At 67.9% G+C, this 21778-nt stretch carries 25 protein-coding genes and 2 tRNA genes; 15 read left to right on the plus strand and 12 right to left on the minus strand.

The features are described from left to right. The first annotated feature begins 92 nt into the window (after positions 1 to 92). Positions 93 to 1865: a histidine kinase N-terminal 7TM domain-containing protein gene (locus tag NJQ98_RS15860; RefSeq protein ID WP_262180441.1), complete on the plus strand. Its 1773-nt coding sequence runs from the start codon at positions 93 to 95 to the stop codon at positions 1863 to 1865. 19 nt (positions 1866 to 1884) lie between these two features. Here the strand turns inward: NJQ98_RS15860 and idi are convergent, their stop codons facing one another. The 5 genes from idi to NJQ98_RS15885 all read right to left on the minus strand — a co-directional run bounded on the left by idi (position 1885) and on the right by NJQ98_RS15885 (position 6076). Then, entirely contained in the window at positions 1885 to 2445 is a 561-nt protein-coding gene (idi, locus tag NJQ98_RS15865) for an isopentenyl-diphosphate Delta-isomerase (RefSeq protein WP_262180443.1), read from the minus strand. Between the two features lie 123 nt (positions 2446 to 2568). Beyond that, complete coding sequence (locus NJQ98_RS15870; protein ID WP_262180445.1) at positions 2569 to 3450, minus strand: DUF4013 domain-containing protein; 882 nt, start codon at positions 3448 to 3450, stop codon at positions 2569 to 2571. A gap of 315 nt (positions 3451 to 3765) precedes the next feature. After that, a tRNA-Ile gene (locus NJQ98_RS15875) sits at positions 3766 to 3839 on the minus strand. A gap of 101 nt (positions 3840 to 3940) precedes the next feature. After that, positions 3941 to 4489, minus strand: coding sequence for an FxsA family protein (locus NJQ98_RS15880; protein WP_262180447.1), 549 nt, complete (start codon positions 4487 to 4489; stop codon positions 3941 to 3943). Positions 4490 to 4705: 216 nt separating this feature from the next. Further along, a complete protein-coding gene (locus NJQ98_RS15885) occupies positions 4706 to 6076 on the minus strand; it encodes a cytochrome P450 (protein ID WP_262180449.1) in 1371 nt (456 codons plus the stop codon). A gap of 238 nt (positions 6077 to 6314) precedes the next feature. Between NJQ98_RS15885 and NJQ98_RS15890 the strand changes: the two genes are divergently transcribed. Together NJQ98_RS15890 and NJQ98_RS15895 are read left to right on the plus strand one after the other, a co-directional pair. Then, positions 6315 to 7928, plus strand: a complete 1614-nt coding sequence (locus NJQ98_RS15890) for a DUF255 domain-containing protein (RefSeq protein WP_262180451.1) — start codon at positions 6315 to 6317, stop codon at positions 7926 to 7928. Positions 7929 to 7977: 49 nt separating this feature from the next. Beyond that, complete coding sequence (locus NJQ98_RS15895; RefSeq protein WP_262180453.1) at positions 7978 to 8784, plus strand: TrmB family transcriptional regulator; 807 nt, start codon at positions 7978 to 7980, stop codon at positions 8782 to 8784. Positions 8785 to 8798: 14 nt separating this feature from the next. Here NJQ98_RS15895 and mptA read toward each other — a convergent pair whose 3' ends face one another. The 3 genes from mptA to ahbB all read right to left on the minus strand — a co-directional run bounded on the left by mptA (position 8799) and on the right by ahbB (position 11622). Next, positions 8799 to 9731, minus strand: a complete 933-nt coding sequence (gene mptA, locus NJQ98_RS15900) for a GTP cyclohydrolase MptA (protein ID WP_262180455.1) — start codon at positions 9729 to 9731, stop codon at positions 8799 to 8801. Positions 9732 to 9840: 109 nt separating this feature from the next. Beyond that, positions 9841 to 10455 (minus strand): response regulator, encoded by a 615-nt coding sequence (locus NJQ98_RS15905; RefSeq protein ID WP_262180457.1) that lies wholly within the window; start codon positions 10453 to 10455, stop codon positions 9841 to 9843. A gap of 78 nt (positions 10456 to 10533) precedes the next feature. Next, the gene (ahbB, locus tag NJQ98_RS15910; protein WP_262180459.1) at positions 10534 to 11622 is read right to left on the minus strand and encodes a siroheme decarboxylase subunit beta; all 1089 of its coding nucleotides are present in this window, start codon (positions 11620 to 11622) and stop codon (positions 10534 to 10536) included. Between the two features lie 109 nt (positions 11623 to 11731). On the opposite strand from ahbB, the gene NJQ98_RS15915 reads away from it, so the two are divergent. From NJQ98_RS15915 to NJQ98_RS15940, 6 genes are all read left to right on the plus strand, one after another. Beyond that, positions 11732 to 12817: an anthranilate phosphoribosyltransferase gene (locus NJQ98_RS15915; RefSeq protein ID WP_262180461.1), complete on the plus strand. Its 1086-nt coding sequence runs from the start codon at positions 11732 to 11734 to the stop codon at positions 12815 to 12817. 46 nt (positions 12818 to 12863) lie between these two features. After that, positions 12864 to 13781, plus strand: coding sequence for an alpha/beta fold hydrolase (locus tag NJQ98_RS15920; protein ID WP_284438643.1), 918 nt, complete (start codon positions 12864 to 12866; stop codon positions 13779 to 13781). A 208-nt stretch (positions 13782 to 13989) separates the two neighbouring features. Then, positions 13990 to 14538, plus strand: coding sequence for a peptidylprolyl isomerase (locus tag NJQ98_RS15925; RefSeq protein WP_262180465.1), 549 nt, complete (start codon positions 13990 to 13992; stop codon positions 14536 to 14538). A gap of 43 nt (positions 14539 to 14581) precedes the next feature. Next, entirely contained in the window at positions 14582 to 15355 is a 774-nt protein-coding gene (locus NJQ98_RS15930) for an MOSC domain-containing protein (protein ID WP_262180467.1), read from the plus strand. Positions 15356 to 15442: 87 nt separating this feature from the next. Next, positions 15443 to 15784, plus strand: a complete 342-nt coding sequence (locus tag NJQ98_RS15935) for a ferredoxin (RefSeq protein ID WP_262180468.1) — start codon at positions 15443 to 15445, stop codon at positions 15782 to 15784. A gap of 111 nt (positions 15785 to 15895) precedes the next feature. After that, positions 15896 to 15980: transfer RNA gene (locus tag NJQ98_RS15940), tRNA-Leu, on the plus strand. An 82-nt stretch (positions 15981 to 16062) separates the two neighbouring features. Here NJQ98_RS15940 and NJQ98_RS15945 read toward each other — a convergent pair. Continuing rightward, positions 16063 to 16851, minus strand: a complete 789-nt coding sequence (locus NJQ98_RS15945) for a DUF4397 domain-containing protein (RefSeq protein ID WP_262180470.1) — start codon at positions 16849 to 16851, stop codon at positions 16063 to 16065. A gap of 302 nt (positions 16852 to 17153) precedes the next feature. On the opposite strand from NJQ98_RS15945, the gene NJQ98_RS15950 reads away from it, so the two are divergent. Genes NJQ98_RS15950 through NJQ98_RS15960 form a run of 3 tightly spaced genes read left to right on the plus strand, consistent with a single transcriptional unit; the run spans position 17154 to position 18326 of the window. After that, complete coding sequence (locus NJQ98_RS15950; protein ID WP_262180472.1) at positions 17154 to 17432, plus strand: ArsR/SmtB family transcription factor; 279 nt, start codon at positions 17154 to 17156, stop codon at positions 17430 to 17432. Between the two features lie 54 nt (positions 17433 to 17486). Continuing rightward, positions 17487 to 17771, plus strand: coding sequence for a DUF8036 family membrane protein (locus tag NJQ98_RS15955; protein ID WP_262180474.1), 285 nt, complete (start codon positions 17487 to 17489; stop codon positions 17769 to 17771). A gap of 42 nt (positions 17772 to 17813) precedes the next feature. Then, the gene (locus tag NJQ98_RS15960) at positions 17814 to 18326 is read left to right on the plus strand and encodes a DUF5813 family protein (RefSeq protein WP_262180476.1); all 513 of its coding nucleotides are present in this window, start codon (positions 17814 to 17816) and stop codon (positions 18324 to 18326) included. A gap of 58 nt (positions 18327 to 18384) precedes the next feature. Here the strand turns inward: NJQ98_RS15960 and NJQ98_RS15965 are convergent, their stop codons facing one another. Next, a complete protein-coding gene (locus tag NJQ98_RS15965; protein WP_262180478.1) occupies positions 18385 to 18615 on the minus strand; it encodes an Lrp/AsnC family transcriptional regulator in 231 nt (76 codons plus the stop codon). Positions 18616 to 18617: 2 nt separating this feature from the next. Beyond that, the gene (locus tag NJQ98_RS15970; RefSeq protein ID WP_262180480.1) at positions 18618 to 19304 is read right to left on the minus strand and encodes a potassium channel family protein; all 687 of its coding nucleotides are present in this window, start codon (positions 19302 to 19304) and stop codon (positions 18618 to 18620) included. A 136-nt stretch (positions 19305 to 19440) separates the two neighbouring features. Between NJQ98_RS15970 and NJQ98_RS15975 the strand changes: the two genes are divergently transcribed. Then, entirely contained in the window at positions 19441 to 19671 is a 231-nt protein-coding gene (locus NJQ98_RS15975; RefSeq protein ID WP_262180482.1) for an Lrp/AsnC family transcriptional regulator, read from the plus strand. A gap of 52 nt (positions 19672 to 19723) precedes the next feature. Then, positions 19724 to 20041: a DUF7991 family protein gene (locus NJQ98_RS15980; RefSeq protein WP_262180484.1), complete on the plus strand. Its 318-nt coding sequence runs from the start codon at positions 19724 to 19726 to the stop codon at positions 20039 to 20041. On the opposite strand, the gene tmk is transcribed toward NJQ98_RS15980, so the two are convergent. Then, positions 20042 to 20626, minus strand: a complete 585-nt coding sequence (tmk, locus tag NJQ98_RS15985) for a dTMP kinase (protein WP_262180486.1) — start codon at positions 20624 to 20626, stop codon at positions 20042 to 20044. A 162-nt stretch (positions 20627 to 20788) separates the two neighbouring features. Here tmk and NJQ98_RS15990 point away from each other — a divergent pair, with 162 nt between their 5' ends. Then, the gene (locus NJQ98_RS15990; protein ID WP_262180488.1) at positions 20789 to 21691 is read left to right on the plus strand and encodes a complex I NDUFA9 subunit family protein; all 903 of its coding nucleotides are present in this window, start codon (positions 20789 to 20791) and stop codon (positions 21689 to 21691) included. Positions 21692 to 21778: the final 87 nt, after the last annotated feature.

Here is a 21778-nt window from a genome sequence, read left to right on the forward strand (position 1 = left end):
TCCGACAGATGTCCCGGGACCGCCGTCCGTAGTATCGGAGTCGATACTGGGCCGCGAACGTTTATACAGGCGTCCTCCCACCTCCGAATCAAATGGTTTCGGCCTCCCTCGCGGTGGTTCTGCTGGCCGCGGTGGTCGGGATGGGCGTGGCCGCTCTGGTCTGGCTCCACCGCGACCGACCGGGCGCCGGCCCGCTGGCGGCCTTCGTCGTCGCGGCCAGCCTCTGGGCCGTCGCACACGGGCTCGAACTCGCGGTCCCCGGCGTGGTGTTGATGGAGCGTCTGCTCCAGATACAGCTCACGCTCTCGGTCGTCATCCCCGTCGCGTGGCTCGTGACGGTCCTCGAATACACCGGGCACCCCCACTGGCTCACCCGCAGGCGGGTCGCGCTGTTGCTGGTAGAGCCCGCAGTCTTCGTCACGCTGGTGTGGTCGAACGCCGCCCACCGGCTCGTCTGGCGCGGTGGGTCTGTTGTGACAAGCGCCGAGACCTCCACGCTCGTGCCGGTCTGGGGGCTGACCCGCTGGGGGCATCTCGCGTACATGCTCGTGTTGATACTGGCCGGCGGCGCGCTCCTCATCCGGACGATGCTGCGGACCACCGACCGCTTCCAGGGGCAGGTACTCGCACTGCTCGCCGCCATCACCGTCCCGACGGTCGGTCACTCCGTCCACGCGCTGGACCTGGTGCCCGCCCGCTTCGACCCGACGAGCCTGGGCTATGTCGTCTCCGGCGTGGTGCTGTCGGGGGCGCTGTTGCGGGGGCAGCTCCTGGACGTCGCCCCGGTCACACGCGACCTGGGGCAGGAAGCGGTGTTCACCGAGATGGACGATGCGGTCGTCATCGTCGACGAGGCGGGCCGTATCGTCGACGTCAACGACGCCGCCACCGCGTTGTTCTCGGCGGACCCGGCCGCGCTCTCGGGCCGTGAACTGGCCGCCGAACTGCCCGACCTGGCCGAGACGGTACCTGAAGCGGGCGAGCGCGCACAGACGGAGACCCGCCTGGAACACGACGGCGCCGTCCGCTACTACGACGTTCGCATCACCCCGCTGTACCGCTCCTACGGCGTCGTCTCGGGCCACCTCGTCAGCCTCCGCGACGTGACGGACCGCCGCCAGCGCGAGCAGCGCATCGACGTGCTCAACCGACTGCTCAGACACGACATCCGCAACGAGATGAACGTGGTCCGGGGCAACGCCGACCTGCTCGCCGACAGCGTCGACCCGGCCGAGCGGGACCGCATCGACCGCATCGTCCGGACCGTCGACGGCATCGTCGACCGGAGCAACAAGATCGGCCGCGTCTCCGAGGCGCTCGAACGCGAGCGCGCCGAGCCGGTCCGACTGCCGGAGTTACTGGGGACCGTCGTCGCCGAGGCCCGGAACCGCTACCCCCGGGCGGATGTCACACTTGATTGCCCCGATGCGTGCTGGGTCGACGGCTCGCCGGCGCTCTCACTCGCCTTCGAGGAACTGCTGGACAACGCTGTGGAGCACAGCGATGGGGCGCCGAACGTCGATATCGCGGTCTCCGTGCGGAACGAGGGGGTCGTCGTTCGGGTCAGCGACGACGGGCCCGGTATCGCCGACCACGAGCGGGACGTCATCCTGGCCGGCGAGGAGACGCCCCTCCAGCACGGCTCCGGGGTCGGCCTCTGGCTCGTGAAGTGGGTCGTCCGTAACGTCGGCGGTACGCTCTCCTTTGTCGACGGCCCGGGGACGACCGTCGAGATAGAGCTCCCGGCGGCGACGGGGCCGTCGACCGTCGACGACCGGTCGGCGGGCGAACCACCGCGAGACGGGTCGACGGCGACCGACTCAGTGACCGACGACTCGGCCGCGGACGGTTCGCCGACGGTCTGACGCTGTCGGACGGACCGGGCTACCGTTCCTCGTCGCGGCGCATCGCGATTTCGAACCACGGGCAGAGCCGGAGCTGTCGGTAGTACTCCGGGTGCTGGTCCAGGCGGTCGTAGGGGACCCACATGAGCCCGTCGACCTCCTCGGGGTTCGGTGACAGCGACGTGTCCGTCAGCGTCGCCTGCAGGACCGCACACACTTCCCACTCCAGGCCGGCATTCTCGTAGTACCGCTTGTACTCGAAGCGGTCGGTCACCCGGAGGTCGTCGTACTGGTCCGGGGTGACGCCGAGTTCCTCTTCGAGGCGCTCCTCGGTCGCCTCGACCTGCGTCTGGCCCTCCACGGGATGGGACGCGACGGTGCCGTCCCAGTGGGTGTCCCAGAGGCGCTTGTCGGCGGCCCGCTGGGCCAGCAAGACGTTCCCGTCCTCGTCGAACAGCAGGGCGGTGAACGCGCGGTGACGGATGCCGTCGCCGGTGTGGGCGTCCAGACGGTTGACAGTCCCCTGCGGGTTGTCGTCGGCGTCGACCGCGATGACGTCCTGCTCGGCGTTCCTGTGTGGCTCGGCGGCGTCGGAGGTCATAATTGCCACCACACCCGGTGGTGTCTTACGCGCTTCGACTTGCTACCGGACTCGGGCGGTCAAATAACGGTAGCTCGCTCGTAACTGGGCGTGACGGGGTCGCGATAACTGCCTTCGCTGCCTTCAGTCCCAGCGTTCGTCGTCGGTCGGGTCCGGTCCCCTGTCCTCGTCCGTCCCCTCGGACTCGTTGTTCGTGTCGGCGATGTCGGCGGGCGTATCGGCGGTCGTCGCCGCGTCCTCGTCCGCGGCGGTCGGTTCCTCACTGGCCGCCGTGGTGCCGGCCGCAGTCTGCTGTTCGACGCCCGGCTTGACCGGGCCGTCCGGAATCTCCGGGAGTTCGCCGATCTCCTCGCGGTAGGCGTCGGCGAAGCCGGTCGCCCAGACGAAGACGATGGCCGAGAAGCCGACGAAGAAGATGAACGGGACGACGAACAGGCCGATGATGGTGATGCCGACGATGGCGCTGACTATCTGCATGAGGATGCTGACGACGATGGCGAGCCCGACGGCCCGCAGCATCGTCCCGCTCGTCCCGACCTGCCTTAGCACGTCGATGTCGAAGCCGGCCGCGATTTCGTCCTTGAGGACGAAGTTCGACAGCACCACCGGCGCCACGATGGCCACCAGGAGGCTCGCGACCAGATTCAGCACGAACCCGAGCAAGGACCCCAGCAGGGAGAAGATCTGGCTGCCGATCAGGGCCCCGATGAACGAGAGGACCGCCGACGGAATCCCGGCGACGAGGCCGACGACGATACCGTAGGCGAACAGTATCGCGAACGCCTTGGCCCCCTGGATTGTGAGGCTGACCATGTCGAAATCGCCCCATTTCGGCGGGTTCGACTTGTCACCGCGGAGGACCTGCCGGATGACCTCCATCATGTAGCCGTACACGGTGAGAATCGGGATGAACAGCCAGAAGAAAAACAGGAGTACGCCGCCGATTCCGACCCGTTTGATCCAATCCTCGCCCTGAGTCTGGTACCGAAGTGCTGCTTCTATCATGTCACCGTAGCAATTCTCGGATACCTGTAAATAACTTATGACTGTCGGAGAACAAAATCCGACCCAGAACGGGACTTCCCGGACCAGACGTGGCATCGTGATGGGTCCGTCGCAACCGAACCGCGCCCCTACCGACACCACTGATTTTGTGCTGTCCGTCGGCGCTCCTATCGCCGCTGTTTCCCGCTGCCCCTGCAATCACACGAGGCCTGCTTGGCTGGTCGTACCACGGACTAGCCACTCAGAACAGTTCGGACCGAAGATGAATTGGCCGGGGAGTTTTGACCCCAATGACGGCCGAGCCGTCGGTTGGAGTGGGCCAACTCGGATTTGAACCGAGAGCCTCCCGGTTATCAGCCGAGCGCTCAACCTGATTGAGCTATTGGCCCTGGTGAGCGCGTTCGATTATTCCCGAGGGGTATAGAAAAGGGTGACGTTTCACCACCGGCAGTGTGAAACCGCCCCAGGGGAGTCTACTGTCGAGCGCGTGTCAGCTGTCCTCTCGCTCCTCGAAGTCCACGTCGGTCGCCTCGTCGGGGTCGAAGCCGCTGCCGTCGCCGCCGGTAGAGCCGCTCGGGCCGCCAGCGCCGGTGTCGGCCGCGCTGTCCTGGTTGGGGAACCCGCCGATGTACACCTGGCCGGAGGCGAAGCCGCCGGTCTTGGCGTCGATGTAGGGGCGGACGACCCACCGACGCACCGCCGCGCGAATCGGGATGCGGGTGATGGGGACCGCGAGCAGCAGGCCGACGAAGTCCGTGACGAGGCCGGGCGTGAGGAAGAACGCGCCGGCGGCGACCAACAGCCCGCCGTCGATGAGCTCGTCGGTCGGCACCTCGCCGGTCGCGAGCTTCTGCTGTATCTTCCGGAGCGTGGTCCGGCCCTCCGCCCGCACGAGTAGCATCCCCACCAGAGCCGTGAGGACGACCAGCGCCACGATGACCAGCGGCGAGACCGGATAGATGACGCCCGTCGCGAGCGCGACGAGCAGCACCGCGTCGAACAGCGGAATGAGCAACAACAGGGCGATTGCCCGGAGCATATCCCCGCTTGCAGGGCCGGGCTCAAACGCTTTTGGATAGTGAGACCAGCCGGCGGGAGGTCTCGACAAAGCGCAGCGGCGAGTGTAACGAGCCGCGAGCAGCGAGGTCGCGAACGGAACGAGCGCCTCGGAAACGCGCAGTGGGGAGCGTACCGACCCGCAAGCAGCAGGGAGTCGACCGGCTGGAGAAACCGCGACGCGAAACGGCGGCCGCCGCTACCGCTCGTGAACCCGGACCTCGACTGGTTTGGTGGGCGAGAGCGTGATGCGCATCGCGAGGTCCAGCGGCGGGTCGGTGACGGTCTCGAAGCGGTAGCGCCCGGCGAGGGTCGCGATGGCGAGTTTCGCCTCCATGCGGGCGAACCGCATGCCGATGCAGTGGCGGGGGCCGCCGCCGAAGGGGTAGTAGGCGTAGTCGGGGAGTTGCGACTCGAAGGCGTCGGTCCACCGCTCCGGGCGGAAGGCGTCGGGGTCGTCGTACCAGCGTCCGTCACGGTGGACGAGCCACTGGGGAATCGTCAACTGGGCGTCCTGGTCGATGTCGTATCTCCCCAGCGTCACCGACTCTGTGGGCTGGCGGAACGTGGTGAACGCGGGCGGATACAGCCGCAGTACCTCCGTCAGTACGTCGTCGAGATACGGGAGCTCGAAGAGGTCCGCTGGGGTCGGGTCCGCCCCGCCCAGCACCGAGTCGAGTTCGTCGTGGAGTTTCCGCTGGCGCTCGGGGTGGTGGCCCAGCAGGAACCACGCGTAGGTCAGGGTCAGCGCCGTCGTGTCGTGGCCCGCCACCAGGAAGGTAAGTAGCTGGTGTCCGAGCCGCTCCCGGCTCATCGTCGCCTCGTCCAGCGACAACAGCAGCGAGAGGACGTCGTCGCGGGCCTCGCGGTCGGCGGCGCTCTCGGCCCGGCGCTCGGCGATGATGTCGTCCAGCGTCGCCTCGAAGTCCGCGCGGGCCGAGCGGACCCGCCGGTTCGTCGGAGTCGGCACGGCCAGCGGGACGTAGGCCGACAGCGAGCGGGGGTCCAGCCGCGCCCGGAGCGCCGACAGCAACGGCTCCAACGCGGCCGCGGTGCGGTCGATGTCCACGTCGAGCAGCGTCTTCCCGAGGACGCGCAGGGTGTACTCGCGCATCGCGGGCAGGACGTCGACCCGCTCACCGTCGGTCCAGCCTTCACCGGTCGCGGCGGCGAAGTCCGTCATCGAGTCGCCGTAGGCCGCTATCTTCTCCCGGTAGAAGGCGGGCTGGAGGGCGGTGCGTTGCTCCTTCCACTCCTCGCCCTCGAGCAGAAAGAGCCCCTCGCCGATGTACTCCCCGAGCGACCGCTGGAGCAGGGCGCCCTTCTCGTAGTTGCCCTCGTCGGTGACGAGTATCCGCTCGACGAGGTCCGGATGGGTGACGAAGTAGCCCGTCGTCCCCGCGACGTTGTACCCCACCACGTCGGCGTCCATCGCGCCCACGCGGTCGTAAAACCCCAGCGGGTCCCGCAGCATCGAGAGCGTGTTGTCGACGACCGGGACGCGGCCCGGGCGCGGCGGCTCGTCGCCGGGCGTGACCGGGCCGGGGTGGTCCGCCTCCTGGCTTGCCATTACACGGCGTTCGTGTGGCCGACAGTTCGGTCTTTCGTCGCTCAGTCGACGGCTGACTGGCGGCGGTTACTGACAGCCGGGAAGGCCCGCCGGGGCTTTCCAGCTATTGTGCGCAGTGTTCACATGGGCGGTCCGTACTGCATACCGCCTCGCAGTAGTACGTCCGCCAGCCGCTCGGACACCTGGCAGAACTAGTCGGAGTGACAGCCCCTATGTGTGCCCACCACCGACAGCCGGTATGGACGAATTCGTGGCGGAGACGAAAGTGGAGTGGCGCGAGTGGGGGCCCGAGGCGTTCGAGCGGGCCGCCGACGGCGACAAGCCGCTCTTGCTCTCGCTGTCGGTGCCCTGGAGCCCGGAGTGTCGGGCGATGGACCGGGGCGTCTTCGGCGAGCCACGCATCGCGGCCAACATCAACGACGGGTTCGTGCCGGTCAGAGTCGACGCCGACCGGAACCCGCTGGTCAGGGAACGCTACACGATGGGCGGGTTCCCGTCGACGGTGTTCCTGACGCCGTCGGGCGAGGTCATCAGCGGCTCGACGTTCCTCGGACCCGACGGCTTTCGCGGCATCCTCGACTCCGTGCGGGAGTCGTGGGACGCGAAGGGGGCCGCGGCGGGCTCGGTCCCGCGCCAGCTCCAGGACGAGGCGCCGCCGGCCGGCGAGTTACGCCCGCGCATCGAGGAGCACATGGTCGAACAGCTGTTGGGCTCGTTCGACGACGAGTTCGGCGGCTGGGGGTCGGACGTGAAGTTCCCGCTGGCCCGGACCGTCGAGTTCGCCCTCGTCCGGGCTCGCGACCAGGCCACGCGTACCCTCGAAGCCATCCAGACCCACCTGCTCGACACCTACGACGGCGGCTTCTACCGCTACGCGACGGGGCGGGACTGGTCGAACCCGCGCCGCGAGAAGCTGTTGGACGAGAACGCCGCGCTCGTGCGCGCGTTCGCCCACGGATACCGCTACACCGGCACCGAGGCCTACCGGGACACGGCCATGCGGACCGTGGAGTACCTGACGACCGACCTCTGGACCGGGGACGCCTTCGCGGGCAGCCAGGCCGGCGACGACGACTACTACCAGGCGAGCCCGACCGACCGGGAGGACGCCGACGCCCCGCACGTCGACGAGACGGTCTTCGCAGACCGGAACGGCCTCGCCGTCGACGGCCTGCTGTGGGCCCACGCTTACACGGACGACGAGCGGGCCGAGCGCCACGCCCGACGCGCGCGTGAGTACGTCTGCACACAGCTCGTCGACGGGGACGGCGCGGTGATTCACGACGACGCCGCCGACAGCCACCGCGGGCTGCTCATCGACCAGGCCGGGGTCCTGCAGGGGCTGACGACCAGCTGGCAGGTGCTGGGGGAGGCCGGCCCCGCCGCGGCCGTCGCCGACTGGACTATCGAGCACCGCCAGCAACCGAGCGGCGCGTTCCGCGACGGGCCCAACACCGGTGTCGGCCTCTGTGGCCGGTCGCTCCATCCGCTTGACACCACGGTGGAGCTGGCCGACGCCCTCGTCGACCTCGCGGCGCTGACCGGTGAGGAGCGATACCGCCGAGCCGCCCGCGACGCTGTCGAGTCCTTCGCGGGCGCGGCCGAGCGGATGGGCGTCGAGGTGGCCGGATACGCGAGCGTGGCCGCCCGGCTCCGGGACCCACAGCGGCTCGTCGTCGGCACCGAAGCGGGGACGGACCTCCACCGGGCCGCGCTCCGCCTGGCCGACCACGAGACGACCGTGGTGCCCGACCCCGACGGCGACGGCGTCGCCCGCCGGTACGAGGACGGGACCGTCACCGCCGAGGGCGAGACGCCCGCCAACCTCGAAACGGCGCTGACCACTACCTAAAACAGTAAACCTCCGATTCGTTTTTGTCTACCGGCCGATAGGGTTGCGTATGGCAAGCCTGCGCGATCTGGGTCTCTCGGAGTACGAGGCCCGCGCGTTCCGGTCGCTGCTCGACACCGGGCCGACGACGGCCAAGGAGCTCTCTCGCGCCAGCGACGTGCCGATGGGGCGTATCTACGACGTGCTCAACGGCCTGGAGACCTACCGGCTGGTGCGCAGCCAGACGGCCAGCCGGCCGAAGAAGTACGTCGCTGTCGAGCCCGAGACGGCGCTGGACCGGCTGCTAGACGACAAGAAGGCGGACCTCGAAGCGAAGGCAAAGCAGTACGAGGACATCGTCTCGGAGCTGAACGGTCAACTGGAGGCCGGCAACCACGTCGAGGAGCCCTTCTGGACCGCCGCCGTCGGGTCCGAGGAGACGCTGAACCTCCTGCTGGAGCGGCTGGCCGCCGCCGACGACCGCATCGTCGTGGTCGGCGCCCCGCCCGCCCAGCAGCTCGACATCGTCGAGGCGACCGAACGTGTCGTCGACGAACTGGTCGCCGCCCTGGAACGGGGCGTCGACGTCTCCCTGCTCGTCGAACGGGACCTCTTCGACCGGCTCCCCGAGGGGGCCAACCGCGCGTACTACGAGCGCCTCTCCGCCTACGACAACTACAGCGCCCGCTACAGCCAGCGCGTCTCGACGACGTTCGAACTCATCGACGACACCGAGGTGTGTATCGAGGTCCCGCACCCGCTCGGGCGGGACGAGACGTTCGGCGTCATCGACCTGAAAGACCCCTCCTTCACCGCCGATGTCAGCGAGGCCTTCGCCGAACACTGGGCCGAGGCGACGCCCGTCGGCCCGCCCTGAGAAGAACGCCGCCGCTACCCCTCGTCCGTCACTTCTTCGCGCAGGTCCGCCAGCTTCGCGACGCGCTCGGCGTGGGCGTTGTGCTGGTGGATGGACTCGTCGTTGGACTGCTCCATGTAGACGACGGCCTCGTCGGGGAGGTCCGGGAACCGCTCGACGACGCCCTCGGCCAGCGCCCTAACACAGTCCTCGACGAACTTCGCGTCCTTGTGGGCCTCGAAGGTCATGTGGTCCTCGTCGGGCCGTTTCGCGAGGTTGTAGATGCGGGCGCTCATGGAGTCGCGGGCGACCTCGATGAGCTCGTTGAGGTCGACCTCGGGGGCCCCGTCGCTCTCGACGGTCAGCGTGGCGTGGCCCCGCTGGGAGTGACCGGCCTGGGGCATCTTCTCGAGGAACTCGTCGATGACTTCGTCCTCGACGGCCATCTGCTGGAGCGTCTCGCGGGCGCGGGCCGCCGACATCCCCTGCGAGCAGGGACAGACGGTCATCCCGGTGACCTGTGCGCCGATCTCCTCGCTGGTGCCGTCGTCGGTGGCCGTCGCCGAGGCGATGATGGTCGCCGTCGACTGGGTGGCCATCTCGCTGGCCGGCGTGGACTCGTGTGTGACGTAGTCGGCTTCCATCCGGACTTCCGCCTTCGTGGTGTAGTCGTGTTTCTCCAGGAGAAGCTCGGCGGCGTCCCCACAGACGTCCTCGACACGGTAGGCCTGCTCGGAGACCGCGGTTTCGAGCGTCTCGTCGATGACTTCCATGTTCCGGGACATGTCCGCCCCCTTCCGCCAGGAGGGGAGGTCCACGAACACTTCGAACTCCGCCATGAGCACGATCGGGTCCCGGTCGCGCCGGCCCAGCTTGACGAGCTTCTCGACACCGGTGACACCGACGCGGTTGAGACCGACCGTCACGTCCGGACTCGTCGCCTGCACGTCCGGGAGTTGCTGACTCATTGGCCCCGCTTAGGACGAGACTCGGTTAGTGCTTTCGGAACCCACAGGCCGCGAATAGACGGCTCTGCCGGCCGCCGGGGGAGCGGGGCGACCGGGTCCGGGCGCGGGTTCACCCCGTCTCCGCTCGCGGTCGGGACCGCCCGATGTCCCGGAACGCCCGGTCGAAGTCCGTCGGGTCGAAGCCGGCCACCAGCTCCGACAGCGCCGCTTCCGCCGCCTCGATGTCGGCTTCGAGCTCGCCGAACTGCTCGCTCTCGGCCAGCTCTTCGAGGGACTTGCTCTCGACGAGGGCGGCCCGTTTGGCCGTCAGCGCGTAGTACTCCCGAACCCGCTCGTCGTAGGTGAGACACCGAACGAGACGGGCGACCGTCCCCCGAAGCGCCTTCTCGGTGACCGGTTTCTGGACGTAGTCGTCACAGGGAATCTCGATGATATCGAAGTCGGCCTCCTCCCCGGTCACCATCGCGACGCGCGCCGCCAGCCCGCGTTCGCGGATGGCGTCCAGCACTTCACAGCCCGACAGCTTCGGCATCCGCCGGTCAAGCAACACTACGTCGACCGACGGCGAGAGCGCTTCGAGCGCCGCCGGTCCGCTGTAGGCCGTTTCGACCGCGTACTCACCGTCCAGCTGCGATGCGTACGTCTCCGCCACGTCGACATCGTCGTCGACGACGAGTATCTGTGCCCCCCGGGTTCTGACATTGTCTCGGCTTACAGGAGACACAAGGGTCGCAAAAACGTTATGGCGAACACCACGGCGTGACGCTACCGTTCGGACTCCTCCCCCTGTCGTCCCGCTGGGTCACTCCCCCACGATATCGTCGTAGCGGGCGCCCGTCTGTTTGAGCGTGGCCGTGGAGTAGAGCCGGTCGTGGTCGACGGGCAGATACGCCGTCGAGAGCTCGTCTATCTTCTCGTCGACGGCGTCGGCGTCCCGGCCGTGAATCATGGTAAAGAGGTTGTAGGGCCAGTCCTGTTCAGGGCGGCGCGGCCGGTGATAACACAGCGTGACGTAGGGCAAGGTCCCGACGCGTTCGCCGAGCTCGTCGAGCCGGTCGTCGGGGACGTCCCAGACGACCATGCAGTTGTTGTCGAACCCGGTGGTGATGTGGTTGACCACGCAGCCGATTCGCTTGACACAGCCGTCGTCCAGAAGCCCCTCGATGGCCGCGAGTACGTCGTCTACGTCGGCGCCGACGGCGGCCGCGATGTCCCGGTAGGGCGTCGCCGAGAGCGGGAACCCGTCCTGTATCTCGAGCAGGAGCCGGCGGTCGAGCGGGGAGAAGTCGGCCGCGGCGTCCTCGCTGATGCGGGTGGCGCTGGCGTCGGTGCCCTCCATCCGGGCCTGGGGGTCCCTCGCTCGCTCGTCCGGCGAATCGCCCTCCGGGCGTGTCTCCCGGGCGAACCTGTCGCTGTTGACGACGGGGAACTCAAGGTCGATGTAGTAGTCGGTCAGCATCGGGAGCACGAGCACCGAACAGCCGGTCCGGGCCTCGATGTCGGCGAGAATCTCGTCGCGCTTCTCGCGGGAGCCGGCGGTGACGACGAACCACATGTTCCACTCGTGGTCGCGGGCGTAGTTGTGGTTGACCTGCCGGTAGTCGTTGACGACGGCGGCGACCTCGTCGAAGCGGGCCTCGGGGACCGACACCGCGGCCAGCGTCGAGGAACCGATGACCGGCGGGTTCAACACGGCACCGAAGCGCCGGAAGATACCGTCGTCCCGGAGCGACTCGACGCGGTCGAGGGCCTCGTCGGCCGGTATACCGAGCCGCTCGCCGACGGCGTCGAAGGGGCGTTCACGAATCGGAAACCCGCTCTGGAACCCGTCGATGAGTGCGGCGTCGATGTCGTCGATACGCTCCCGCCAGTCACCCGCCCGGAGACTCATTGGCACGGCTTAGGAGTCGACGGGTGTATCGTTTTCGGGAGCGAGCGCCGTTCCCGCAAAATGAGAACGAAACGGAGGGGCTTTGAAAGCGCGGTCCCAACCCGCCCGCATGGCACAAGCGACCCGCGAGTACGGTGACTGGCCGCTGAAGCGGCTGATGACCGAGGTCGTCGGTTCGGGCCACAAGTCCGCCGACGACATGACCCGCGCGCAGTCCCGCGAGGCGTTCCAGCGCATCCTCGACGGCGAACCGGACCACACGACGCTTGGCGCGTTCTGGCTGGCCAACCGCTGGAAGCGCAACACGCCCGTGGAACTGGGCGCGTACGTGGACGTGATGGCCGAGGAGTCAGTCGTCACAGCCGAGCCCGAAGCCGACCCCGTCGACTGCGGCGCGAACTACGACGGCAAGGGCCGCTCGGCCATCCTCGGTGTGGCCGCCGGGCTCGTGGCCGCCGCCGCCGGCACTCCCGTGGTCGTCCATTCGGGCGACCGCGTCCCCACACAGAAGCAGGACGCCTACAAGCACGTGCTCGACGAACTGGGCGTCCGGACCGAACTCGACCCGTCCGAGAGCGCCGACATGGTCGACGACGTCGGCTTTGGTTTCTACTACCAGCCCGCGTTCAACCCCGGCGTCGACGCCCTCTTCGAGCGGCGTGACCAGGTGGGCGTCCGCTGTTTCGTCAACACCGTCGAGACGCTCGCGAACCCGTCCGGGGCGAGCGTCCACCTCGGCAGCTTCTATCACCTGCCCTTCGCCAAGAAGATGGTCCGCACGCTCGTCGAGTCGGAGACGACGGACCTCGAACGCGCGCTCTTCTTCCAGGGGATGGAGGGGTACGACGACGTCCGCCCCGGCGAGACCATCGTCGCCGAGTGGCCCGCCGAGGGCGACGACGCGGACGACGACGGCATCGCCGACTTCGAGATTCGCACGGGCGAATACGGCATGGACGTGACGGGCGACGACCTCGCCGTCGAGGACGTGGCCGGCGAGTCCGCCGAGATCACCGAGGCGGTGCTGACCGGCGACCGGACCGGCGCCTTCGCCGACGCCGTCACGCTCAACGCCGCCCTGCGAATCTACGCCCGGGACGACGCCGAGAGCATCGCTGACGGGCTCGAACAGGCCCGCGCGGCCATCGACGACGGCAGCGCCGCCGCCGCGCTCGACGACCTCCGCGCGTTCTGAGCGTCGGAACCGATTTTCCGCGCCCGTCCCTAGCTTCGGTGTGACTCTGTCAGAGACCGCCGAGGAGTGGACGGTTCCGGCTGACGACGGCCCCTGGCGCCACGACACCGTCGAGACGAACGGCGTCCGACTCCACGCCGTCACCGCCGGCCCCGAGGACGGTGACTTGGTCGTGCTTTTGCACGGCTTCCCCGAGTTCTGGTACGCCTGGCGCCACCAGATTCCGGCCCTGGCCGAGGCGGGCTATCGCGTCGTCGCGCCGGATATGCGCGGCTACAACCGCTCCGAGAAGCCCATCGGCGTCGATGCCTACCACATCGACGAACTCGTGGGCGACGTGGCCGGCCTGGTCGCCGCCTTCGACCGAACGTCGGCCCACATCGTCGGCCACGACTGGGGCGGGCTGGTGGCCTGGCAGACCGCTATCGACCGCCCCGGGACCGTCGACCGGCTGGCTGTTCTGAACGCGCCCCACCCGGCGGCCTACGAGCGCGCGCTGCGGTCGAACCCGGTCCAGCTCGGCAAGTCCTGGTACGTCGGCTTCTTCCAGCTCCCGGGCCTGCCGGAGTGGAGTCTGGGCGCGCGGGACTTTGCGGCCATCGAGCGGCTGCTCGGCGACGGAACGGTCCGGCCCGGCGCCTTCTCCGAGACGGACATCGAGCGCTACAAGGCGGCGCTTGGACAACCGGGCGCCCGGACGGCAGCGCTCAACTACTACCGGGCGATGGCCCGGCGGACGGCGAAACTGACGCTGACTCGGGGCGGCGTCGGCGACCAGCCGGTGCGGGCGCCGACGCTGCTCATATGGGGCGAGCGGGACGCGGCGCTCGACGTGTCCCTGACCGAGGGCCTCGACGAGTGGGTCCCCGACCTTCGCGTCGAGCGGCTCCCCGACGCGAGCCACTGGGTGCAGTCCGACGCGCCCGAGCGGGTGAGCGAGCTACTGCTCGACCACCTCGCGTAGAGCGAACAGCCCACACTCCCGCTGCTCCCCGTTCCGCATCGAGGGTTCCCTTCGGTAACCCTCATACCGCCCGCGAGGCGACGTGTGGGACTCTCGCGACACGCCTCGCGGTCGCTTGTCAGACCATAGCGGGCTCTGGTCTCGTCCCCGTACAAGAACGCTCGGTCACAGTGGGCAAGTTTTTCCCCGCCGGTGCCTTCCTTCCTGTATGAGCGACCTGACAGCGACGCTCCACACGACAGAGGGCGACATCGAAGTGGAACTGTACGAGGAGAAGGTCCCGAACACCGTCGAGAACTTCGTCGGGCTGGCCGAGGGCGCCGACGACTACGACTCCGCGGAGGTCGGCCCCGGCACCGGCGCCTGGGAGGACCCCGACTCGGGCGAGAAGCGAATCGACCCGCTGTACACCGACATCGAGATCCACCGCGTCATCGACGACTTCATGATTCAGATGGGCGACCCGACCGGTACCGGTCGCGGCGGCCCCGGCTACACCTTCGAGGACGAGTTCCACGACGACCTGACCCACGACGAGGCGGGCCTGCTCAGCATGGCCAACCGCGGCCCCGACACGAACGGCTCGCAGTTCTTCATCACGCTGGGTCCCCAGCACCACCTCAACGGCAAGCACGCCGTCTTCGGCGAGGTCATCGACGGGATGGACGTCGTCGAGACGATCGGCAACACCGACACGGACCCGAACGACGCCCCGACCACGCCTATCGTCCTCGAATCCGTCGAGATACACCGATAGCCCGGGGTAACGGCTTTGTCGCCGGCGCTTCTCACCCGAACTAGTGGCACACATCGACCGACTCACGGTCTATCCGGTAAAGGGGCTTGACCACCTCGACGTCGAGCAGTCGCGGCTCCTCCCGGGCGGAACGCTCGAACACGACCGGGAGTTCGCGCTGCTGGACGATGGCGAGCGGGTCAACGCGAAGCAGTCCGACCGCTTTCACGCGCTGTCGACCACCTACGACCCGGAGACGGTGACGCTCCGCGTCACCTCGCCCGAGCGCCGCGAGTTCGCCCTCGACACCGAGTCGGGGCGGGCCGAGGCGGCGACGTGGCTCGCGGACGCACTCGAACTCGACAGCGACCCCCGGCTCGACCGGCGCACGGACCTGGGACACGTGGACCGGCAGTCGATGGGGCCGTCGGTCGTCAGCACCGCGACCCTGGAAGCGGTCGCCGGCTGGTTCGATGAGATGACAGTCGACAGCGCGCGGCGGCGGCTGCGTGCGAACATCGAAGTGGGCGGCGTCCCGGCGTTCTGGGAGGACCGCCTCGTCGGCGCGGACGCGCCGGCGTTCCGGGCCGGCGACGTGAATATCGAGGGGGTCACGCCCTGTGGCCGCTGTGTCGTTCCCTCGCGGGACCCCGACACCGGCGAGCCGACCCCGGAGTTCCGCGAACAGTTCATCACGAAGCGCCGCGAGACGTTCCCCGAGTGGGCCGACCGGGACGCGTTCGACCACTTCTACTCGCTGATGGTCATCACCCGCGTGCCGGAGACCGACCGCGGGAAGACCATCGCCGTCGGCGACGACGTCGAACTCCTCGAGTAGCTTCGGGGCCGAGCCCCGGCACCATCGTTCCCCCGAAATGCCGCGGAAACCGACACCGGAAAGAACGTCGACGCGCTACGTGCAGGTATGACAGAGGCCGACGAACCTGTCGACCCCAGCGAGTTCGGTGAGCAGAACGCGCCGCCGGTCGAGGAGATGCCCTACAAGCTCATCTTCGAGGCCAACAAGTGCTTCGGCGCGGGCAAGTGCGCCGAGGTGTCGGTGAACTGGTCGCTGGACCTCGATACGGGCATCGGCAAGCCCGAGACCTACTTCTTCGGCGAGGACGACCTAGAACACAACATCGCGGCCGCCGACGCCTGCCCGGCCAAGAAGGACCGCGGCGTCATCCACGTCGTCGACCGCCGGACGAACGAGGAGATAGCGCCCGATCCGGCCGGCGACGGCAGCCTCTCCGTCGACTGGTGATACTGTCGGCAGCGCCTTCGTGACGGTAGTTGTCACCGCGAACACGGCCACGTGAGTGTGGCCGACAGCAACCGAAACCCGTTTTCCCCCGCAGTGTGCAAGGTGAGACGCGCGAGGGTAGCCGAGCTTGGCCAAAGGCGGTGGGCTTAAGACCCGCTCCCGTAGGGGTCCGCGCGTTCAAATCGCGTCCCTCGCACTCCCACACTTCTGGTGGCGTCACGTCGCTTCATCTCCGGAAAAAGACGCCCGGACTCGCCGTTAGCGGCCGGTCAAGTGTCTCAGCTCGAATCCTGGGCCACGAACAGGTCGAAGCCGGTGTCGGCCGGTTCGTCGCCCGGCGAGAGATAGCCCGCCGCGAACGCGGTGTAGGCGGTGCCGCCGTTCAGGCTCACGTCGAAGTCGGCGACGACCTCGCCGTCGTTGCTCTCGGTGTCGCCCCGGACCTCGACCGTGTAGTCGTTTGCTTGCACCTCGGTCGAACCCGACTCCGTGTAGTCGACCCCGTCGAACAGTACGACGTCGCCGCCCGCGGCGGTGATATCGACCGCCGGCGCGTCGGGGGAGACGTGGACGACACGCAGGCTGGCCATGTCCTCGCTCGGCGCGCTCGTGTCGTCTTCGAGGATGAGCGGCGCGAACGGCTCGTCGGCGCCCTCGCTTATCTCGCCGGCCGCGACGACGCTGTAGGCCGTGTCGGCTTCGACGGTAATCGAGTCGTCGAACACCGACGTGCTCTGGTCGCCGGCGGCCGTGATTTCGACGTCGTGGTCGCCGGCGTCGACTTCGAGGTAGTCGCTCGTGTCTCCGAAGGGAACGTCTTCGAGCACGGCCGACCCGTCCACGTAGACGTCGACGTTGGGCGCGTCGGGCGACATGTGGGCCACACGGACCATCGCCGTTTCCGACATCCCGCCGCCGTCAGTTTCGGTCTCCGTTTCCGGGTCCATGCCGTCCGCAGTGCCCGTGGGCGTTCCGTCCCCCTCGCTTCCCCCGCAACCGGCGAGACCGACAGTCGCTGCAGTGCCGATACCGAGCAAGACTCTCCGTCGGCTTGTATTCGATGACATCACTCGACCCGAGGCGTGTCACCGACATAACGTATTTCGCAACTCGGACTAGAATGTCCACCAAATTCGGCTAAAATGTGTCGAGAGTCTCTATCGGTCGGGTTTTCGGCGTGTGGCCGAAATGGTTTTATCGGCTATTCCCCGAGTGTGTGATATGGTTGATAGGCGGGCAGTCGAGCGCCGCGCGCCCCGGGGTCGGCCCGTTGTGGCGACAGGTCCCGCCGCTGTGACGGAGGCGATGTCTGCACTTCCGCCCCCGATGTCGGTAGATTCTTTTCGTGCCGTCGGGAACCACGTATCGAATGGATACGGTCCTCTGGCAGACGCTTGCCGGCACGCGAGGGGGACCGAACCGCGCCCGTGTCCTTCGTGCGCTGGACGCACAGCCGCGCAACGCCAACCGGTTGGCCGACGACCTCGACCTGGCGTACAACACGGTGCGACACCATCTGGAGGTTCTCGAGGAGAACGGTGTCATCACCAGCAGCGACGCCGACTACGGCGTCATCTACCTGCCCAGCGAGCGGGCGAGGGACAACTGGGACACGGTCGAACGGATACTCACACAGGTGGACGACTGATATGAACCAACCACGACGACGGACCACGGACGGCACCGGAGGGCACGAAGCGCGATGAGTCTCGTCCTCGACGTCGCGAGAATCGCCGCCGCTATCAACATCGTACTGCTGGGTGGCGTCATCGCCATCTGGGTCCGGTCCTACCGGGAGATACGCGCGCCGATGACGTTGGGCTCTATCGTGTTTGCGGCCTTCCTGCTCGCCGAGAACGCCGTCGCGCTGTACTTCTATTTCAACGCGCCCGCCGGGATGCCCGCCCTGGCGGTCGAGGTGATGGCCGTCCTCCAGATTCTGGAGGCCGTCGGTATCGCCGCGCTGAGCTACGTCACCTGGAAGTAACGAACGACGCGCTTTTGCGGCCAAGCGCCCTATCGTGGTCAAATGACCGACGTTCCCGACGATGTCGCGGCCGCGTTCGACGCCCGCGAGACCTTCGTCCCCGGCGGTAGCGGTTACGTGGTCGAGACGACGAGCTTCGAGGGCCACGTCACCGCGAGCGAGGGCGAGAAGTGGCGCACCGACTACGAGGTGACCGTTCGAGCGCCGACGCTTCAGGCCGCGACGGCCGACGAGGTCGGCCCCGCCGTTCGCGATGGCTGGCTCGAAACGCTGGAGCGCCGGCTCGAAGACGCCCCCAAGGCCACCCGCGTCGCCGTCGACCTGGACGACTACACCGTCGAGGTCGACGACGAGGAGGTCGTCGTCACCTACCGCTTCAGCCTGGGCGGGGAACGGGAGGCCGCAGACGTGGCCAAGGCCTTCGTCGAGTACGTCGAGGGGACCTACGTCGAGGGCATCATCCCCGGCTACGAGTACGTCGGCGTCGTCGCCGACCTCATGAGCGCCGCGAGCTCGGGCGGTAGCGAGGGGAGCCGCGGCGGGACGCCGCTGTAGGGGAAGGGAAACCAGACGGCGAGCGAAGCGAGCGGCCTGTGCTGGGAAAAGTGGTCGCCTAGTCCATCGCGATGTACGTCTGCGTGGACTCGACGCCCTCGATGTCCTGGACGTGGGTCGCGGCCACGTCCTTGACGGCGGCGGGGGTGTCGACGCTGACCTTCGCGATGAGGTCGACGTCGCCGGCGACGATGTGGGCCTCCTCGACGCCGTCGATGTGCTCGATTTCCTCCCGCAGCCGGTCGGCGTCGCCGGTGTGGGCCTTGACCATGACGTAGGCGGTGACCATCCTCAGGCACCTCCCAGCGCTTTGGCGGGGCCGCTCTCCCCGACGACGATGCTCCGGACGTCAGAGAGGGTGTCGAAGTCGGCCAGCACCACGAGGTGGTCCCCGGCGTCAAGGGTCTCGTCGGGGTCGGGGATGTCCAGCGGGTCGTCCCCCTTCCCGTGGGCGAGCAGGCGGGTGTTGGCAGGCAGTTCGAGTTCCGAGAGCGAGTAGCCTTTCATGGGTGCGGAGTCGGTGATGGTGAACTCGACCAGCTGGAGATGCTGGGCGATGTCGGCGATAGCGCGGATGTTTCCGCCGAGCAGGGCGTTCTTCGCGGCGATGGCGCCGAGCCGCTCGGGGTAGATGACCTCGTCCACGTCGGACGCGTAGCGCCGGTATATCTCCTCCCGGTAGTCCTCGTCGATGCGCATGACGGTGCGACAGCCGTGTTCCTTGCCGATCATACAGGCGACGAAGTTGTCGTTGAGGTCGCCGGTGAGCGCGCCGATGGCGTCGGCCTCTGCCAGGTTGGCCGATTCGAGCGTCTCCTCCAGCGCGCCGTCGCCGGCGATGACGTCGAACCCGGCGGCCCGCGCCCGCTCGACGGCGGCTTCGTCGCTTTCGATGAGCGTGACGTCGTGTCCGCTCTCCCGCAGCACCCGTGCGGTCCGGAGCCCCACACGGCCGGCACCCACGATAACGTATAGCATAGACGGCAGTACGCAACGGGGATGAATAAAACTACCCCGCCGGTCGGCCCGTTTCGCCCGGTGACCCGTCCCGCGTGTGACTCCCCGCTGTGGACCGCGGGAACGTTTTTGATACTGTGGTACAACATACCATAGTATGGCATCCGCGTTCATCATGATAAAGACGGTCGCGGGCAAATCCGAGGAGCTGCTCGCGGCCGTCCGGGAGACGGCGGGCATCACCGAGGCGCACATCGTCGCCGGTCAGTACGACATCATCGCCGAGGCCACCGGCGAGGAGGTGTACGACGTGATGCAGTCGGTGTCGACGCGCGTCCGTGACCTGGACGGGGTCGCGGACACCCGGACCTACATCAGCCTGGAGTAGCGCGACGGCGCCGTTCCGACACGGCAAAGGTCGTCGGCCCGCTAGGGGCGGCATGGTCAGCGTCGTCGGACTCGCCGGACTGCTCGTCATCGTGCTGCTCAACAGCGCCGTGACAGCACTTATGACCCGCTTTTTCAGGGTTCGGCTGAAAACCAGGTGGGGCGGATTCCTCTACTCCGTCCTGCTCTGTCCGTTCGCGATGTTCGTCGTGTTCATGCTGTTTGCGGTGCTCGGGTTCGGCTCCGGACTGGCACTCAGCAACGGGGCGGCTATCGCGCTCACGATACTCGTTCCGCTCGCGCTCGGGATGACCTTCGACTACGTCTGGATGCCCTCGCCCGATGAGGTCGAACTGCCGACCTCGGCGTAGCTACCGACACACGACGTCTCGGACCCGCTCGTAGACCGTCTCCGGGTCCTGTGTGGCGTCCACCCGGACGAAACGGTCGGGGTCGTTCTCGATGAGGCGCTCGTAGTTCGACCGGACCTCGGCGAGGTACTCGGCCGTCTCGAACTTGTTCGTGGCGCCGCTGCGGCGGGCGGCCGTCTCCGGGTCGAGGTCGAGATACACCGTTCGGTCGGGCGGCCGGGTCCAGGGCTCGTGGACCCGCTTGACGTACGCCAGCGGGTCGTCGAAGTGGTCACTGGCGGCCAGCGTGGCACCCTGGTAGGCGTATCTGGAGTCGGAGTAGCGGTCGGAGACGACCAGCCCTCCCTCGTCGAGCGCGGGACGGACCGTGTCGGACAGGTGGGCCGCGTGGTCGGCGGTGTACAGAAAGAGCTCGGCCAGCGAGTCGGCGTCGTCGTCGCCGATAGAGCGCATGACGGCCTCGCCGTACCAGCTGTCGGTCGGTTCGCGGGTGAACGTGGCATCGGAGAGCGCGTCGTCGGCTCGCAGGCGCTCCCACACCGTCGTCTTCCCGCTGCCGTCGAGCCCCTCCAGCGTCACGAGCATACCGGTGCGTCGGCGCCGGGGTACGTAAGCGCCCCGAACCCGCCACCGGCCGGTGGGGGCACCGCCCCGTCGCGGTCGACGATACCGGGACGACAACAGCCCGCACGTACACCAAACTGGTTTCGCCCTATCTTTACGGTCGTTCGGCGGAAAGGACGCCGTATGGACGTACTTGTAGCCGGCGGGACTGGGTTCGTTGGACAGCACCTCTGCCGGGAACTCGACGACCGCGGCCACGACGTGACCGCCATGTCACGGAACCCACACGACGCCGAACTGCCCGACGGCGTCGCTCGAAAGGAGGGAGACGTGACCGACTACGACAGCATCGAGGGCGCCTTCGAGGGCCGTGACGCCGTCGTCTTCCTGCCCGCGCTCTCCCCGCTGTTCAAGCCCGACGGCGGCGACGAGATGCACGAGGTGGTCCACCTGGGCGGGACCGAGAACTGCGTTCGTGCGGCCGAGGAACACGGCGTCTCCCGGTTCCTCCAGATGAGCGCGCTGGGTGCGGACCCCGACGGCGCCACCCACTATCTCCGGGCGAAGGGGAAAGCCGAGGAGGCCGTGCGGAACTCGGACCTCGACTGGGTCATCTTCCGCCCGTCGGTCGTCTTCGGCGACGGCGGGGAGTTCGTCTACTTCACCAAGCGACTCAAGCAGATATTCGCCCCCGCGGTCCCGCTCTACCCGCTCCCGGGCGGCGGTAAGAAGGCCCACTTCCAGCTCATCTGGGTCGACGACCTCGTGCCGATGCTGGCCGACGCGCTGGCGGGCGAGGAACACGTCGGGCAGACCTACGAGGTCGGCGGGCCCGAGACGCTGACGCTGCGCGAGGCCACGGAACTGGTCTTCGCGGCAGAGGGCAAGTCCATCACCATCGTTCCCCTGCCGATGCCGCTCGCGAAAATCGGGCTCCCGGTGCTCGGCTCGCTCGGGTTCCCCATGGGCAGCGACCAGTACGAGGGGCTCGACTTCGACAACACGCCGGCGACCAACGACGTCGACGCGTTCGGCCGCGACCCCGCGACGCTGCGGACGTTCGGCTCGTATCTCGGCGTCGAGTAGGTGCTTGCGTAGTCAGGGAAGATAACGGCCGGTACCGTTCCTGTCGGCTTTCAGCGCTGTCGGGGGTTGCATCGAACAGCCACAGAA

This window comes from Haloarcula laminariae (genome assembly GCF_025457605.1).
GTDB lineage: Archaea > Halobacteriota > Halobacteria > Halobacteriales > Haloarculaceae > Haloarcula > Haloarcula laminariae.

Excerpts from the sequence above, each read along its gene's own strand:
- NJQ98_RS15860 (WP_262180441.1), top strand. The coding sequence starts at position 93 with ATGGTTTCGGCCTCCCTCGCGGTGGTTCTGCTGGCCGCGGTGGTCGGG.
- NJQ98_RS15990 (WP_262180488.1), top strand. The coding sequence starts at position 20,789 with ATGGACGTACTTGTAGCCGGCGGGACTGGGTTCGTTGGACAGCACCTC.
- mptA (WP_262180455.1), bottom strand. The coding sequence starts at position 9,731 with ATGAGTCAGCAACTCCCGGACGTGCAGGCGACGAGTCCGGACGTGACG.
- NJQ98_RS15915 (WP_262180461.1), top strand. The coding sequence starts at position 11,732 with ATGGCACAAGCGACCCGCGAGTACGGTGACTGGCCGCTGAAGCGGCTG.
- ahbB (WP_262180459.1), bottom strand. The coding sequence starts at position 11,622 with ATGAGTCTCCGGGCGGGTGACTGGCGGGAGCGTATCGACGACATCGAC.
- NJQ98_RS15955 (WP_262180474.1), top strand. The coding sequence starts at position 17,487 with ATGAGTCTCGTCCTCGACGTCGCGAGAATCGCCGCCGCTATCAACATC.
- NJQ98_RS15980 (WP_262180484.1), top strand. The coding sequence starts at position 19,724 with ATGGTCAGCGTCGTCGGACTCGCCGGACTGCTCGTCATCGTGCTGCTC.
- NJQ98_RS15890 (WP_262180451.1), top strand. The coding sequence starts at position 6,315 with ATGGACGAATTCGTGGCGGAGACGAAAGTGGAGTGGCGCGAGTGGGGG.
- NJQ98_RS15895 (WP_262180453.1), top strand. The coding sequence starts at position 7,978 with ATGGCAAGCCTGCGCGATCTGGGTCTCTCGGAGTACGAGGCCCGCGCG.
- NJQ98_RS15885 (WP_262180449.1), bottom strand. The coding sequence starts at position 6,076 with ATGGCAAGCCAGGAGGCGGACCACCCCGGCCCGGTCACGCCCGGCGAC.
- NJQ98_RS15975 (WP_262180482.1), top strand. The coding sequence starts at position 19,441 with ATGGCATCCGCGTTCATCATGATAAAGACGGTCGCGGGCAAATCCGAG.
- tmk (WP_262180486.1), bottom strand. The coding sequence starts at position 20,626 with ATGCTCGTGACGCTGGAGGGGCTCGACGGCAGCGGGAAGACGACGGTG.
- NJQ98_RS15965 (WP_262180478.1), bottom strand. The coding sequence starts at position 18,615 with ATGGTCACCGCCTACGTCATGGTCAAGGCCCACACCGGCGACGCCGAC.
- idi (WP_262180443.1), bottom strand. The coding sequence starts at position 2,445 with ATGACCTCCGACGCCGCCGAGCCACACAGGAACGCCGAGCAGGACGTC.
- NJQ98_RS15945 (WP_262180470.1), bottom strand. The coding sequence starts at position 16,851 with ATGTCATCGAATACAAGCCGACGGAGAGTCTTGCTCGGTATCGGCACT.
- NJQ98_RS15925 (WP_262180465.1), top strand. The coding sequence starts at position 13,990 with ATGAGCGACCTGACAGCGACGCTCCACACGACAGAGGGCGACATCGAA.
- NJQ98_RS15880 (WP_262180447.1), bottom strand. The coding sequence starts at position 4,489 with ATGCTCCGGGCAATCGCCCTGTTGTTGCTCATTCCGCTGTTCGACGCG.
- NJQ98_RS15870 (WP_262180445.1), bottom strand. The coding sequence starts at position 3,450 with ATGATAGAAGCAGCACTTCGGTACCAGACTCAGGGCGAGGATTGGATC.
- NJQ98_RS15960 (WP_262180476.1), top strand. The coding sequence starts at position 17,814 with ATGACCGACGTTCCCGACGATGTCGCGGCCGCGTTCGACGCCCGCGAG.
- NJQ98_RS15950 (WP_262180472.1), top strand. The coding sequence starts at position 17,154 with ATGGATACGGTCCTCTGGCAGACGCTTGCCGGCACGCGAGGGGGACCG.
- NJQ98_RS15970 (WP_262180480.1), bottom strand. The coding sequence starts at position 19,304 with ATGCTATACGTTATCGTGGGTGCCGGCCGTGTGGGGCTCCGGACCGCA.
- NJQ98_RS15935 (WP_262180468.1), top strand. The coding sequence starts at position 15,443 with ATGACAGAGGCCGACGAACCTGTCGACCCCAGCGAGTTCGGTGAGCAG.